The sequence below is a fragment of the Rhizobium sp. 57MFTsu3.2 genome, assembly GCF_012932765.1.
In the GTDB taxonomy this organism is placed as follows: Bacteria; Pseudomonadota; Alphaproteobacteria; order Rhizobiales; family Rhizobiaceae; genus Rhizobium; species Rhizobium altiplani.
The window spans coordinates 100,155-115,477 of sequence record NZ_JDWI01000015.1 but is presented as its reverse complement, the minus strand read 5'-3'; the positions used below and the strand labels follow the sequence as shown (position 1 = coordinate 115,477).

Sequence of the window (15,323 nt, the reverse complement as noted above, 5' to 3'; positions counted from 1 at the left end):
CGGCTTAGTAGCTGCCGCGTTGAGCGCATACCGCCGGGATTGTGCGTGCGATGATCACGACATCCCGAACCAGCGACCAGTTTTCGACATAGTGCGTGTCGAAGGCGACGCGGGTGGCGTAAGAAACGTCATTGCGTCCGCTGATCTGCCAGAGGCCTGTCAGGCCAGGGCGAGCTTGCAGATAATAGACGGCCGCATTCTCGTATTTTTCGAGTTCGTCTCGAACAACGGGACGCGGACCGACGACGCTCATTTCGCCGCGGATGATATTGAAGAGCTGGGGCAGCTCATCAAGGCTCAATTTGCGTAGAACGGCACCAACGGCAGTAACCCGGGGGTCATCCTGCAGCTTGCGCGTTTCACGCCACTCTTCCATGGCCTTCGGATTGTTTCGCAGGTGCTCCTGCAGAACCTTGTCACCATTGGTGACCATTGTCCGAAACTTCAGGCAACGGAACTCCTGGCCATTGTGGCCGATGCGGCGATGTCCGTAGAAGATCGGCCCCCTGTCGGAGAGCTTCACAAGCAACATCACCATCAAAAAAAGCGGGCTCAGAAAGATGAGCCCGAGGCAGGCGGCGGACACATCGAATGCCCGTTTTGCGATCCCGCCAGTCGGCGGAAACACGCTCTGATGAACTGCGCCATAAAATGGCGAACTGTCCGATCTCGTCGCAGACTTCATAGAGGTAACTCCACTTATGTTTGCCGTTTGGTCGGGTAGGCTCAGGCCGCTTAGCTGGCCCTGACGAATTCGAAGTGTATGAGGTGATTTTGTTTTTTTAAGCCACAATTTTACGACTGACGCTTTACGACGTGTTTTTCCGGCCGCCGTTCAGATTTTTTGTTTTTAAGAATCCGCTGAAATAGTCATACAATTCTCTGGCGATCTCGAAATAATCTATGCGTGTACCAATAAAAGTCTGGGCCGTTGCTATCGGAGCCAAAGATACTGAAGTCTAGGTCGTTCCGGCATGGTGGGAGCAATTGGTGGTTTGCACTGGCGGCTTCTCGCAAAGCAATGGATTCTATTTGTCGAAAGAGTTCTCTATTGCATTGCACCATCAGTTTTGCACTGCACTAGCAAACCGATTAAAATTAAAAACTTTGTAATAAAAGTTGAACGCACAACCCCTCCAACGCACCCGTTGTGACCGACATTGTGGCACTAATGCTTACGTGTATTGCCAAATTAGGCGCAACCAAAGATCGATGTAATCTTCTTTAATCATCTTTCGCAAAAGCCCGCGAAGGGTGACAGCGCGTGGCATTTTTACCAATAGCCGGAAGAAACCTTTAAGATCGTCGCTGTACTACGCATTTCGCAGGCGCAAAAAACGTCTCCAGACCTTCAGTTGAAACAGGAAGTCCTGTAAAACATTATCCTAGGAAGGATCCCGGTGGCGCTTTCGTCTTCGATAATTGTTCGTTGAAGAAGCTCCGATGGAGGAGGCAACAGATGTATGCACCTCGCGTTATCTTCAGCATGCTCGGCGCATTGGCCGTATTTGCTGTGGCGACGTATTGGCTGAGCGGTTCCCTCGCTGGCACCGCGATCAAGACCGCAATTTGCGCCGTCCTGCTTCAGGCCGGCTACTTTGGCGGCGTGCTTTACCTTGTCTGGAAGGAATCCAGGAGCCGCACGATTCGCCCCGCCGTAAAGCGCGAAGAAGCGGAAAAAATGCCTGTGTCGCCCTTCAAGGGCTCTGAGCCGTTCAATCGCTAAGCATCGCAATTCGTACCGCGGTCGTGCCTGTCCGGCATGGAAGGCATCCTCGCCCCGTAACATCATTTGAACGGCCGCCCGTTGTCCGCCACACTTTGACGTCCTAGTTGTTGAGCGAAAACAACGGAGGCTACGCGTGGCAGAAACGGCAAGCATTTGCGTCATCATCGCAGCCAAGAACGCGGCGGACACGATAGAAACCGCCGTGAGATCGGCGCTTCGGGAGCCCGAAGTGACCGAAGTGGTGGTCGTCGATGACGGCTCCAGCGACGGCACGGCAGGGGCCGCGAGACGTGCGGACGACACCAGCGGAAGGCTGAATGTCGTCAGATTCGATCAGAACAAGGGCCCCTCTGCCGCCCGCAACCACGCCATCGACATCTCTTCGGCACCCCTGATCGCAATCCTCGATGCGGACGACTTCTTCTTCGAGGGCCGCTTTCGCCAGATGCTTGTGGAGGACGACTGGGAGTTCGTTGCCGACAACATCGCCTTTGTCGATGCCGATACAGCAAGCCAGGCGCCCCAGCGCCTACAGCAATTTGCCGCAAGCCCGCTCTTCCTCGACCTGCCCACCTTTGTCGACGGCAACATTTCCAAGCGTGGCGTTCGGCGCGGCGAGATTGGCTTCCTTAAGCCGATCATGCGACGCGCCTTCCTGGACAAGCACGGCCTGCGTTACCGCGAGGAGATGCGGCTTGGAGAGGATTACGACCTCTACATCAGGGCGCTGGCGCTCGGCGCGCGCTACAAGGTGATCCACAGCTGCGGCTACGGGGCGGTCGTGCGCGGAAATTCGCTCAGCGGTCGACACCGCACCGAAGATCTTCGTCGCCTCTACGAGGCCGATCGCGTGCTGCTGGCATCGTCAAGATTGCCGCCTGAGGCCGCCGATGCTGTGCGTCGGCACGAGCGGCACGTGCGCGGCAAATATGAGCTGCGGCGGTTCCTCGACATCAAATCACAATCGGGCCCGCTGGCGGCCATCGCCTATATCGCAACCCACCCAACCGCCTTCCCGCCCATTGCGACGGGCATCCTGATGGACAAGACCGAGCGCCTGCGAAATCCGGGTGGCGTTTCCGTCACCGCGCAAGGCGATGGCTTGCGATATCTTCTGAGCGCCCCAGCCAAGTAGCCGGGTTCGACTATCTGGAAAACTTGGCCGCCGCCAGCTGCAGCGCGCTCTGAAGCAATCGGGGATCGCGTGCCGCCCAGCGTGCGAGCAGCCGGAAATCCGGCTTCTTGCGGCGACGCAGAAGGCCGATCTGGCTCCAGATCGCCTGCTTTCGGGCGGTGTTCTTGTGCTCCTTGATCGTCTCCACCTCCCGCGGTCGGCGAGAGAAGCGGCTCTCCAGCTGGTCGAGCGCCATCCAGGTGATGAACTGCTGCTTGAGAAACTCCGGCGAGGCGTTGTCGACACCGTGGAAGATGTTGATGCCCTCGCCGCGCAGCGCCCCAGGCTCGCCGCAGAGCAGCACCTGTTTCGCGGCGATGATGCAATCGCAAAAGAACAGAACGTCCTCGGCCGCCAAGCGCAGGGCCGCGTCGAAACGAACCTTCTCGAACAGCGGCTGGCCGATGACCATGCAGGACATGTGCAGGAACGCCCAGTTCTTCAGCATGACGCCCGCGAGGTCAGGCACGTCGAGGATTAGCGGCTTGCTCAGGAGACGCCGCGCCCCCTCCTCTTTCTCGAGAGCGGCGATACCAAAATGGTAGTCGAACTCCTCGCCCCCTTCGATGGACGCCCAGTAGCAGTCGCCACCGAAAGCCTCCATCGCCTTGGCTGCATTGGCCAAATGATCGGGCGTCCAGACATCGTCGGAGTCGAGAAAGGCAACATATCGCGTCGCCTCCGGCACATGATCGAGTCCCGTGTTCCGGGCACCGCCCGGTCCGGCATTCGGCTGGGCGATCACCGTGACACGCGCCCTATCCTCCTCCGACAGCGACGCTAGGTCCGCATCCGGAGAGCGTGGCGACTGGTCGTCGACGACGATGACATCAACATCCTTGAAGCTTTGCGAGAAGACCGACGCCAGGGCGCGGCTGAGAATGCCGTCCTGACGTTGGTAGAAGGGGATGATGATCGTGAAGGTCGCCATACGCTCTCCTTGAGATACGCGAAGTGATGTTTTCCGCCCCTGACGCATCTAGGGGTGAATGAAAGTGCAGCAAGTCTGCTGCACTGCAAAATGATGACGTTCATTTCGGCCGAAGTTTGTCAAAGCGGGTGATCTGAGCGGGTCGTCCCAAACTGTATCGGAACGAAACGGCCGTTCAGTCCCAAGCCGCAATTCGGCCACGATCGGAGCAATTCGTCAGCCTCGCGTTGTAACAATCGTTCACTAGTCAACAAAAACTTTCAGGCCCCGCGGCGCATAAAGAACCCAGAAATTGATGAATATCATCATGTTATGAAATGCACTGCTCACGTTGACGTTGAGCTCGATTCGGCAGACCCCTGCGTAGGCGTTTTCCCATACTGAGCCAGGACAGAACGACTGTTACGAAGTGGGACCGCCGATCACTTTTTGCTGCAGTGCCATATTTTCTTCCGGGAATCCGCCGTAGCTTTCTCGGCGCGGGCTCGAGTCTGCTCTGATTGAAAACGGTCGCAAGGGGAGGTGCGGCCCAAAAGGGGTGACTGATAACGTGAATGTTGATGCGAATGTATCGTCGCGGATCAATCTGATGCGCATCGTGCTCATTTCGGGCATTGTGTTTGTTCACATACCGTTCGATGCCGCCAGCAGTCCCTACGACGGGACCTACGGCGCATTTGACTGGATTCGGGTTTTCCTGACGGAGGCGCTCTTTCGCGTCGGCGTTCCCTGCCTGAGCGCGATCTCGGGCTATCTGCTGTTTCGCGGCGGACAGGAAAACTTCAGCTACAGGAAAACCGTGCGCACGAAAGTGCAGACGGTGTTCCTGCCATTCCTGCTCTGGAACTGCGCGTTCATTGCAGCGATCATTCTGGCGACCAGTGTCGGCATCGGTGACGGCTATCTGCCTGATCCGCTGAACGCGTCCGGCCGCGATCTCATGACGCAAGTGCTGGCAGTGGAGAATTTTCCTGACAATGTGCCGCTCTACTTCCTCCGCGATCTCTTCGTCTGCATCCTGCTTTCACCGATCCTCGCGTGGCTGATCAGCCGTGCGCCGATTTTGACGTTGACCGCCTTGCTGGTGATCGCGCTGATTCCGGAGCTGTCGATCTACATCGTTCTCAAGCGCTCGATCCTCTTCAGCTTCAGTCTCGGCATCTTCATTGCCCTGCAGCAGTTCGACTTGAAGGCTCTCGATCGCTTTGCGCCGGTTGGCGTCTTTCTCTTGCTCGCCGCCTCGGCGCTCCTCGCAACGGCGATCTTCTTCACGGGCCCGTCCTTGCCGGACTGGGTGCAATTGTTTCGCAACGCGCTAGCAATCGTCGGCGCTCTTGGCTTCTGGCTGCTATCGGCGCCGCTGATCAAGACGCAACTCGGCCAACGGCTCGCGAAAACGGGAAGCCTGAGCTTCTGGATCTTCTGCGCCCACTATCCGCTACTCGTCTTTTTCTGGATCCTATGGGGCAAGTCGGACCTGAGCTTCTACCCGCTCTTCTTCGTTCTGTCTTTCGCGCTGCTGTTTCCGTTTCTCACGTTCTCGAACGGGCTCTGCCGGAAGAATTTTCCGCGGCTCTACGCAATCCTGACGGGTGGCAGAACCAAACGGTCCGCAAAACCGACGTCGCCGCACGACGTCTCCCCCGAACTTGCTACACAGCAAAGGTGACACATGACGACCCAAATCGCCCATGCGCGAAAACTTTGCCTCGGCCTGATCGCCATTACGGCAGCCTGCGCTTCAGCGCTGCCGGCTTCAGCACAGCAGGCATCCGGAAAGTCCTTCGTCGACGATTTCGACAAGATCAACCATGGCTTCTGGTACGTTTCTGACGGCTGGAACAACGGCGCCCACCAGAATTGCACCTGGTCGAAGAACAACGCGAAGGCCGAGGACGGCGCCCTTCAGCTTTCGTTCGCCGACGGAAAATCGAACGACCGCAACTACTTGTGTGGTGAGATCCAGACGACCAAGCGTTACAGCTACGGCACCTACGAAGCCCGCATCAAGGCTGGAACAGGCTCGGGGCTGAACTCCGCTTTCTTCACCTATATCGGTCCAGCCGACAAGCAGAAGCACGATGAGATCGACTTCGAAGTGCTGGGCAAGAACACCGGCGAGGTGCAGGTGAACCAGTATGTGCAGGCCAAGGGTGGCAACGAGAAACTCGTTCCGGTTGGCAACAAAGCCGATGAGGGCTTCAATGACTATGCCTTTATCTGGGAAAAGGATCGACTGCGTTACTACCTGAACGGCAAGCTTGTTCAGGACGTTACTGATCCGTCGAAGATACCGTCCAACCCGCAGAAGATCTTCTTCAGCCTATGGGGTTCCGACACACTTTCGAACTGGATGGGGCGCTTCAACTACACGAAGCCAACCACTCTCAGCGTTGACCGCGTGGCCTTCACCGCGCTCGGCGACAAGTGCCAGTTCCCTGAATCGATCGCATGCACGCTCAACTGACCAGCGCGGGCCAAGCCCATACAGCAAAAGGAACGTCGATGCTCAAAGTGCTCTACCTCGTGCACGACCTGGCAGATCCGGCCGTCAGACGGCGGGTGCTGATGCTGCGCGAGGGCGGCGCCGAGGTCGTGCTTGCCGGTTTCCGCCGCGGCGAGAACCGGCTTGCGGAAGTGCATGGCGTCACGCCGATCGAGCTTGGACGCACGGCCGATGCCAAATTTGCGCAGCGCATGAGCGCCGTCGCAAAGGCGATGACCGGCCTCAAGGCTCTGTTGAAGAACGTAGAGAAGCCCGATCTCATCATCGGCCGCAATCTGGAGGCACTGGCCGTCGCGCACAAAGCCAACACGCTTTTCGGTGGCAACGTTCCCGTTGTCTACGAATGCCTGGATATCCATCGCCTTCTGCTGCGCGACGACGTGGTCGGCAAGGCGATCCGCCGCGCAGAGGCGCATTTCGGCAGGAATACCAAGCTCATTCTGACCAGCTCTCCGGCTTTCATCGAGAACTATTTCAATCCTCGCTCCGGCGTCAAAGCCGAGATGCTTCTGATCGAGAACAAGGTCATCGCCCTTGACGAAGCCGCTATCGAGCCGGCATTTGGCCGTCCCCTGAAGCAACCGGGCGAGCCGTGGAAGATCGGCTGGTTCGGTGCGCTTCGCTGCCGCAAGTCGCTCGGCCTTCTTGCCGAATTCTCGCGCCGCATGGAAGGCAAGGTCGAGATCGTTCTGCGTGGTCGCCCCGCCTACTCGGAGTTCGAGGATTTCGATGCCTTCGTGCGCGACGAGCCCTATCTTCGTTTCGAAGGCCCCTATCGCAATCCCGAGGATTTGCGGGCGATCTACGACGACGTCCATTTCTCCTGGGCGATCGATTTCTTCGAGGACGGCCTCAATTCGAGCTGGCTCCTGCCGAACCGGCTCTATGAGGGATGCCTGTATGGCGCCGTGCCGATTGCCCTCGAAGGCACGGAGACCGCGCGCTTCCTCCAGTCACGCGACATCGGCCTAGAGCTTTCCGAAGCCAACGTTTCGCAGCTCGCAGAGTTGTTCGAAACCATGACAGGCGAGCGGCACCGCGCATTGAGCGAGGCCGTCGCCGCCAAGGATCGCAAGATCTGGCTTGCCGACCGCAGCGATTGCGCGGCCCTCGTCGCAAGCCTTTCCCGCCTTGTCCCGGCAACCGCAGAGAGGGGCGGTGCCGGCGCAATCATTCCAACAAGCGTGTCTCCAGAAGGGTGGACAACCATGAAGCCTGATGTCGGTGCCAGCGTCTCCAGTCTCATCATCATTCCCTGCCTGAACGAAGAGAAGCATATCGAGGCGTTGCTCGCCAAATTGAGCCTCGAAATCGATCACATGGATGCCCGGATCGTCGTCGCCGACGGCGGCAGCACGGATGCGACACGCGACATCGTCGCTCGCATCAGCGCTGCCGATCCGCGGATCGTGCTCTTGCACAATCCCCGACGGATCCAGAGTGCGGCGGTCAATCTCGCGGTTCAGACCTTTGGCCGTGACTACGACTACCTGATCCGGATCGACGCACACGGCGATTACCCCGCCGATTACTGCCGACGCCTCGTTCAGGAGGCCGTGCTCACCCAGGCGGACTCCGTCGTGGTCGCCATGGAAACGGTCGGCTTCGGTGTCTTCCAGAAGGCAACTGCCTTTGCTCAGAATTCCAAACTCGGGAATGGCGGTTCCAAGCATCGCGAGGGCGCCAAGGGGCATTGGACCAATCACGGCCATCACGCGCTGATGCGCATCGCGGCCTTCGACGCGGTCGGCGGCTACGATGAAACCTTCAGCCACAACGAGGATGCGGAGCTCGACTACCGCCTGAAGCAGGCGGGCTTCGGCATCTGGATGACCGACAAGACGCGAATGACCTACTATCCGCGCTCGACCATTTCGACGTTGTTCCGCCAATATCTTGGCTATGGCAGAGGTCGCGCGAAGAACATCCTGAAGCATGGCAGCATGCCCAATCTTCGGCAGATGCTCCCGCTTCTCGTCGTTCCGGTCTTTATCGGCGCATTTCTTGCCGTTCTGAACTGGGCGGCCGTTATCCCATTCAGCCTCTGGGCCGTCGCATGCGTCGGCTACGGCTTCTGGATGGCCATCGGCCACAAGAATCCATACGGCCCGCTTGCCGCTGTTTCGGCAATGGTGATGCACTTCGCCTGGTCTGCCGGTTTCTGGATGGAGCTTCTGAGCTTCCGCGGCAGAAAGGTCTCTTCATGAACGACATGCCCCCCCTGCAGATCGATATCGGCATTTGCACTTACCGCCGCGCTTCGCTTGACGAAGCGCTGCTTTCGCTTGCGGTCCTCGCGGTGCCCGATGGAGCAACGCTGCGGATCATCGTCGCCGACAACGACAAGGTTCCGAGCGCCAAGGAACGGGTCGATGCGCTTCGTCCGACCATTCCGCATGAAATTGCCTATGTGCACTGCCCGGCATCGAACATTTCGATTGCCCGCAATGCATGCCTGGAAAATGCGACGGGCGATTTCCTTGCCTTCATCGACGATGATGAGGATGCCAGCGAGGAATGGCTGGTGGAATTGCTTGCCGTTGCCAGGAAGACCAAGGCGGATGCGGTGCTTGGCCCCGTCCGCAGCGTCTACTCGTCCACGGCGCCGAACTGGATGCGCGAGGGCGACTTCCACTCGACCCTGCCCGTATGGGTCTGCGGTGAAATCCGCACCGGTTACACCTGCAACGTCCTTCTTCGCCTCGATTCGCCCCATGTGGTCGGGCGCCGCTTCAACCTTGCACTTGGGCGCACCGGCGGCGAGGACACGGAGTTCTTCAGCCACATGCATGCCGATGGCGGCGGGATTGCCTTTGCACCCGAGGCCTATGTTTATGAACCGGTGACCGAAAGCCGCGCTGGCCTGTCCTGGCTTGCCAAGCGCCGCTTCCGCTTCGGCCAGACGCATGGGCGGCTGCTCCAGGAAAAGAACGCTGGCCCGCAGCGGCTAAAGCAGATCGGCCTGGCGGCAGCCAAGGCGGCCTTCTGCTACGGCGCGGCGCTTGCCTGCGTCTTTTCTCCGGTTCTGCGGTATCGCTACGCCCTTCGCGGCCTCATGCATACCGGCGTGGTGAGTGGCCTGCTCGGCGTTCGTGAGATTCGTCAGTATGGAACGGCGGAGGCTGCATGACGCAAACCCAGCCCGACGTCAGCTTCATCGTCGCTGCCTACAATGCCGAGGAGACGCTCGCCAAGGCGATCGACAGCGCCCTTGCACAAGAGGGCGTGTCGGTTGAGGTGATCGTCGCCGATGACTGCTCAACGGACGAGACGAGAACCATTGCGGAAAGTTACGCGAACAGGGGCGTGAAGCTCCTGGCGCTTGGGCGCAATGGTGGGCCGGCGGCAGCGCGCAATGCCGCGTTGTCGGCTGCAACCGGCCGGTGGCTTGCAGTGCTCGACTCCGACGACACGGTCGAGCCGCAGCGTTTGCAGCGCATGATCAAGCGCGCAGAGAATGCCGGTGCCCAGATTGCCGTCGACAATCTCCGTGTCATTCGCGCCGACGGCACGCCGCCGGAGACGATGTTTATCCAGCAGTCGTTGGCCGAGACACCTGAGCTGACGCTTCCGATATTCATACGATCGAATGCCCTTTTTCAGACAACGCATAACTTTGGTTATCTCAAGCCGATCTTTCAGCGCGCCTTTATCGAACAGCATGGACTTCGCTTCAACGAAGCCCTCAAGGTCGGTGAGGACTATCTGTTTCTCGCCTCGGCCATGGCGCTTGGTGGGCGTTGCGTGATCGAGCCAATCCCTGGCTACGACTATCAGATTCGTGAGGGATCGATTTCACGCGTTCTTGCCCTTCATCACATCGATGCCATGATCGAGGGTGATAAGGCCTTCCTTCGAGATCACACGCTGGATGCGGAGGCGGCGGCCGCACAGGAGTTTCGCGAACAAAGCCTCCGCCGGGGCCGCGCATTCCTCATCCTCGTACAGAACATCAAAGACCGGTCGATCTCCGGAGCGATCAAGACGGCCTGGAGCAATCCGTCGGCGTTGGCCCATCTGAGGATGCCAATAGCCATTCGGATCAATCGCGCACTCGCGCCGCTTCGCCACTTGGTAAGCCCTCGGACCGACCTTACAGCCATCGATGGCGTGACCCGCTCCCGCAAAGGATAGAGCCATGAACCAACGGAACCTGACCTTGCACAGCACTCTGCCCAAAGCGGCCGACGATTCCGATTCTTTCATCGACATCGATCGCCTGATTGCCATCCTGATCCGGCGCGCCGGATCAATCGCGCTCTGCGTTGCCGCAACCGTGACGCTCGCCGTCATCTTTCTGCTCCTTGCGACCCCGCAATATACGTCGATGACGCAGATCCTGCTCGATGACGACATCGCGAAATACGCGCAGGATCCGACGCCGGCCGCCAGCTCGCAGCAGGTCGACATGCAGATCGCCAGCGCCGTCGAAATTCTCAAGTCGAACGAACTTGCGCTTCGCGTCGTCGATGCCGAGAAACTTCAGGACAATTCGACAATCCTTGACCCTTCGAAGTCGCCAGTTGAGCTAGTCAAGTCCGGCGTGAAGCTGATCGTCAGCGCCTTGGCGCCCGGCGGTCCGCCGGTAACGGAAGACGATGCGCGCAACGGCCGCCGCCAGAAGGCGGCCGCCCTGCTGCAGGAGGCCGTGGCGGTATCGCGGGTCAATCGCAGCTCCGTTCTCGCGGTTTCCTTCCGTTCGACCGACAAGCTTCTGGCACAACGGATCACCAAGGCGTACGCCACCGCCTACCTGAACGATCAGCTGAACGCCAACTTCGACGCCACGGAAAGCGCCTCGGTGTGGCTGCAGCAGCGCCTTGCGGATCTTCGCGAGCGGTCGCAGCAGGCTGCCCTCGATGTCGCGAAGTTCAAGTCCGACAACGGCCTCACGTCGGCCAATGGCGAACTGATGTCGGAACAGCAGCTTGCCGACCTGAACAAGCAACTGATCGTCGCCCAGGCAGACAGTGCCAGCGCGTCGGCCCGCTACAGCCAGTTCAAATCGATCATCGACCTTGGTCCGGAGAGCGCTGTGAACAACGCCGCGATCTCGTCAGGCCAAGCGGATAATACCGTGATCAAGGATTTGCGCACGCGTTACGCCGCGGTGAACAAGCGCGAGCAGGAGGTTACAACCAACTTCGGGGAAGACCATCCGCAGGCCGTCGCTTTGCGTGCCGAAAAGCAGGACCTGACCCGCCAGATCTATCAGGAACTGCAGCAACTGACGGCCAGCTACCACAACGAATCCGAAGTCGCGCGCGTACGCGAGGCCTCGCTCCGCCAGAACATCGAACACCTGACTGGCAAGAATTCGGAGGCCGACAGGTCGCTCGTCCAACTCAACGATCTCGAGCAGCGCGCGACCGCCCTGAAGACCCTTTATGAATCCTACCTCGGCAAATACGAGGAAGCCTCGCAGCAACAGTCCTTCCCGATCGCCAAGGCTCGCGTCATCTCTGAAGCCGGCGTGCCGGCATCGCCGTCCAGCCCGAAAAAGACCATGACGCTTGGCCTCGCCATCGTTCTCGGCCTGATGGCCGGGGGTGGACTTACGGCGTTCCAGGAATTCCGTGAACGGTTCTTCCGTGTCGAAGGCGATGTCAGGACGATCCTTGGCCTCAAGTTCCTCGGCTACCTGCCGCTCATCGGCAAGGCGCCGCGGGAGGGTAAGATCTTCCGGCCGCGCACCAATCCGCCGGTCGAAGCCGCCGAAGCAGAGTCGGATGCAACCTTCGAACGCATCATGCGCGTCGTCCTCGAGGCGCCACGCTCGGTCTTCGCCGAAACGCTGCGCAACGCGAAGCTTGCAAGCGACGTCATGTTCCTGGGCAAGTCGGACCGCGTCATCGGAGTCGTCTCGGCGATGCCGGGAGAAGGCAAGTCGACCACGGCGGCCAATTTCGCAGCACTTCTCGCCTCCAGCGGCAAGCGCACGCTGCTGATTGACGCCGACCTGCGCAATCCGGGCCTGACCCGTATGCTGCGGAACCCACCGCAACAGGGTCTTGTCGAAGCAGTCCTCGGTGAGGTTCCGTGGGCGAGTGCCGTCAAGATCGATCCGATAACGAAGCTCGCGATCCTGCCGGTTCTGCCGAACGATCACCTTATGCACACGAGCGAACTGCTTGCTTCGCAGGGCATGTTCAATCTGATGGAAAATGCCCGCAAGATGTTCGACTACATCGTGGTCGACCTTGCACCGCTCGGCCCTGTTATCGACGCCAAGGCGTTTGCTCCGCAGGTAGACGGCTTCCTGTTTGTGACCGAATGGGGCTCGACACCGACATCAGTCGTGCGCGACCTTCTGAATTCCGAGCCGCAGATCAAGTCGAAGATTCTGGGTGTGATCCTCAACAAGACCGACATGACGGAACTCGGCAAGTTCACCAACTTCGGCGGCACTGAACGCTACCGCCACAAATATGTGAGCTACTACACCGAAGAGACGTCAAGGAAGCGGGAGCCCGCAGAAGCCGGCGCCTGATCACGTCTGGAAGAGATGCACGCGCCCTCTCCACAGTCTGGCAACCGTAAGTCTGCCGCTGTGGAAGGCGCCTGTATCAAGGTTGAGCCTCATCGGCAGGACCTCGGGCTCATCGTTCGGCGTATGGCCATGAACGATCACTTTCGGCAGCGGCCGGCTGCTCTCGAAAAAGCGATGGCGGATGAAAACGAGATCCTCGTCGCTTTGCGCATCGATCGGCAGCATCGGATCGATGCCGGCATGAACGAACAGAACATTCGGCGTGTCGACGAAGATCGGCAGGGATCGCAGGAAATCTATGTGCGGCTTCGGTATTGACTGCTTGATGTAGCCCACGAGCTTGGCGGCGTTCGGAAAAACCAGCGGCAGTTGTTCCGGATCGAGCCCGTAGGAGCGTAGCAGCGCATCCGACCCCATCCGCATCCAATCCGAGAAGGAAACCAGACCGTCGAGATAGTCGAGCATCGTGGTCTCGTGGTTCCCGGTCAGGCAGATGCGGTCGAAATTCGCCGCTGGAGGCATCATCAGGTGCGAGATCACCTGTGCCGAAGAGGGGCCGCGATCAATGTAGTCACCGAGCGTGATGATAAGCTTGCGCCCCGGGATCACGGCAGCGTCGTCAATGATGGCCTGCTCCGCCTTCAGCAGCAGGTCGTACCTGCCATGAATGTCACCGATGGCGTAGATCGGAATGTCGCCGGGATCCAGTTTCAGCCGCTCATGGACTGTTGAAGGCATGTTGAACCTCTCATTGCGGACAGCGAAGCGTCGCACGCTTCGCATTAGTGCAATCAAGCGACAATAAAATTCAATCGCTCGTGCATTCGTAGAAAAACGCGCCTTATCATTGCACCCGCGATCCAGCAATCCTAGAGGCGCAACTGATAGGAGAAGCGATGGGAACCGTATCGCGGTTTCAAGACCGGACAAGACCAGCCGCGCACCGTATCGAAACCGAGGAAGAGGCGATAGCCACCGCGCGCCGCCTTGCCGCGGACTTTGCGCTGCAGGCGAGCGAGCGTGACATCAACCGGGTGTTTCCTCGCGCGGAGCTCGACGCCCTTTTCCAGTCGGGACTGACGGCCGTGACCGTGCCGCCTGAGAACGAGGGGCTGGACGTCGGCAATGCGCTTCTCGGCGAGATCGTTGCCATAATCGCTGAAGGCGATTCTTCCATCGGGGAGTGCCTCGAACGCCATTTCACGGTGCTCGAGGAACTCCGGAGTGAACAGAATGAAGAGCGAAAGGCACTCTTCTTCGCTCACGTCCTTGCCGGCGATCATTTCGTCGCAGCAGATTTTCCCGAAGCCGGTGCGGCTGTTCCCTCCGGCCTCCATTATCAATTAAGCGGCCGGAGCTTGCGTGCGCCCGGCATCCTCTTTGCCGATTGGATCGCTGTCGAAGCGACTGACACGCAAGGGCAATCGGTTCGCTTCTACCTTCCCCGCGAAGCCGCGGGCCTGCAGATCATCGATGACTGGGATGGTTTCGGGCAACGGACGAATGGCGCCGGAACCGCTGTCGCCCAAGGTGTCACCGGGAACGCCGAAGAGACGGACAATCAACGGCAACGCCACTCGACCAGTTCGGCGCTGGCCGCCCTACTCCATGCAGGCACGGACCTCGGCATTGCCCGGGCCGCGCTCGCCAACCTCCGGGAGGCGCCGCTCTCAGCCAGCATCGGCAAGCTTGCCCTTTCCGTGCAGGCGACTGCAGCGCTCCTGGAAAGCGCCGGCAACAAACTCGATTTTTCCCAGGTCGGCCCATCGACCGGCGCGGTCGAACTCGCGTTCTTCTCCGCTTCAGCTGCCAAGATCATGGCAAGCAGGACGGCCCTGGAAGTCGCCAACGCACTGTTCGAGCTGTCGGGCTCCGGCGCGACAAGCATCGGCCGGAATCTCGATCGACATTGGAGAAATGCGCGAATTCGCGCGAATGATGCGGCCGACGACGATCTTTACCGGGCGGCAGCAGAGCATTATTTTGGCGGTAGCTGATGCTGCTTAGTTGGCAACCGAGATAGCGACTTCCTCGTCCGCATCGTCCAGCTTGCTGCCCGACGCGACGAACTGCTCAAGCGTCATATTGTCAAGAATGTCTGCGATCGCATCGCGGACCTCAGTCATGGAGCGCCGCACCTGACAGTTTTCGGGATCGGAACAGTCGTCGCAAGCTTCGTAAGCTGTACGGCTCGCACAGCGAATAGGCGCCAAAGGCCCGTCAAGCGTGCGGATGACGTGGCCAATGCGAATTTCAGACGCCGGACGCGACAGCGAGTACCCGCCACCGGGGCCCTTTTTCGACCGAAGAATGCCGACATTTCGCAATTCGAGAAGAATCGTATCCAGGAATTTCTTCGGAATGTTGTTGCGCGAAGCAACGTCATTGATGAAGGCGGTTTCCCCCGGCGCAAGCCGCGCCAAGTCAACCAGCGCCTTCAGCCCATACTTTCCCTTTTTCGTCAGCATTTCTTGTTGCCTTACGCCCCCGTAC

The 15,323-nt window shown here is 59.3% G+C and carries 13 protein-coding genes; 9 read left to right on the top strand and 4 right to left on the bottom strand.

The window, feature by feature from the left end; all coding sequences use genetic code 11:
- Window positions 1–4 precede the first annotated feature (4 nt).
- A complete protein-coding gene (locus AF71_RS17295) occupies window positions 5–685 on the bottom strand; it encodes a sugar transferase (protein ID WP_025660022.1) in 681 nt (226 codons plus the stop codon).
- A gap of 774 nt (window positions 686–1,459) precedes the next feature.
- On the opposite strand from AF71_RS17295, the gene AF71_RS17290 reads away from it, so the two are divergent.
- Both AF71_RS17290 and AF71_RS17285 read left to right on the top strand, forming a co-directional pair.
- On the top strand, window positions 1,460–1,726 hold the full coding sequence (locus AF71_RS17290; protein ID WP_018117241.1) for an exopolysaccharide production repressor protein: 267 nt from the start codon (window positions 1,460–1,462) through the stop codon (window positions 1,724–1,726).
- 136 nt (window positions 1,727–1,862) lie between these two features.
- On the top strand, window positions 1,863–2,864 hold the full coding sequence (locus AF71_RS17285; RefSeq protein ID WP_113471287.1) for a glycosyltransferase family 2 protein: 1,002 nt from the start codon (window positions 1,863–1,865) through the stop codon (window positions 2,862–2,864).
- A 10-nt stretch (window positions 2,865–2,874) separates the two neighbouring features.
- Here the strand turns inward: AF71_RS17285 and AF71_RS17280 are convergent, their stop codons facing one another.
- Entirely contained in the window at window positions 2,875–3,834 is a 960-nt protein-coding gene (locus AF71_RS17280; RefSeq protein WP_113471286.1) for a glycosyltransferase family 2 protein, read from the bottom strand.
- Window positions 3,835–4,423: 589 nt separating this feature from the next.
- On the opposite strand from AF71_RS17280, the gene AF71_RS17275 reads away from it, so the two are divergent.
- From AF71_RS17275 to AF71_RS17250, 6 genes are all read left to right on the top strand, one after another.
- On the top strand, window positions 4,424–5,503 hold the full coding sequence (locus tag AF71_RS17275; protein WP_210258301.1) for an acyltransferase: 1,080 nt from the start codon (window positions 4,424–4,426) through the stop codon (window positions 5,501–5,503).
- A gap of 3 nt (window positions 5,504–5,506) precedes the next feature.
- A complete protein-coding gene (locus tag AF71_RS17270) occupies window positions 5,507–6,301 on the top strand; it encodes a glycoside hydrolase family 16 protein (protein ID WP_018857333.1) in 795 nt (264 codons plus the stop codon).
- A 1,247-nt stretch (window positions 6,302–7,548) separates the two neighbouring features.
- Complete coding sequence (locus AF71_RS31345) at window positions 7,549–8,547, top strand: glycosyltransferase family 2 protein (RefSeq protein ID WP_026371804.1); 999 nt, start codon at window positions 7,549–7,551, stop codon at window positions 8,545–8,547.
- Window positions 8,544–9,470 carry a glycosyltransferase family 2 protein gene (locus tag AF71_RS17260; RefSeq protein ID WP_169682263.1) on the top strand — a complete coding sequence of 309 codons (927 nt, stop codon included), beginning with the start codon at window positions 8,544–8,546 and terminating at the stop codon, window positions 9,468–9,470. The genes AF71_RS31345 and AF71_RS17260 overlap by 4 nt, the downstream gene beginning before the upstream one ends.
- Window positions 9,467–10,474 (top strand): glycosyltransferase family 2 protein, encoded by a 1,008-nt coding sequence (locus AF71_RS17255; RefSeq protein ID WP_169682261.1) that lies wholly within the window; start codon window positions 9,467–9,469, stop codon window positions 10,472–10,474. The genes AF71_RS17260 and AF71_RS17255 overlap by 4 nt, the downstream gene beginning before the upstream one ends.
- Window positions 10,475–10,478: 4 nt before the next feature.
- Complete coding sequence (locus tag AF71_RS17250; protein ID WP_018857329.1) at window positions 10,479–12,830, top strand: polysaccharide biosynthesis tyrosine autokinase; 2,352 nt, start codon at window positions 10,479–10,481, stop codon at window positions 12,828–12,830.
- On the opposite strand, the gene AF71_RS17245 is transcribed toward AF71_RS17250, so the two are convergent.
- Entirely contained in the window at window positions 12,831–13,568 is a 738-nt protein-coding gene (locus AF71_RS17245) for a metallophosphoesterase (RefSeq protein ID WP_018857328.1), read from the bottom strand.
- 158 nt (window positions 13,569–13,726) lie between these two features.
- Between AF71_RS17245 and AF71_RS17240 the strand changes: the two genes are divergently transcribed.
- Window positions 13,727–14,827, top strand: coding sequence for a monooxygenase (locus AF71_RS17240; RefSeq protein ID WP_169682259.1), 1,101 nt, complete (start codon window positions 13,727–13,729; stop codon window positions 14,825–14,827).
- Between the two features lie 6 nt (window positions 14,828–14,833).
- On the opposite strand, the gene AF71_RS17235 is transcribed toward AF71_RS17240, so the two are convergent.
- Window positions 14,834–15,298, bottom strand: a complete 465-nt coding sequence (locus AF71_RS17235; RefSeq protein WP_018117230.1) for an Rrf2 family transcriptional regulator — start codon at window positions 15,296–15,298, stop codon at window positions 14,834–14,836.
- Window positions 15,299–15,323: the final 25 nt, after the last annotated feature.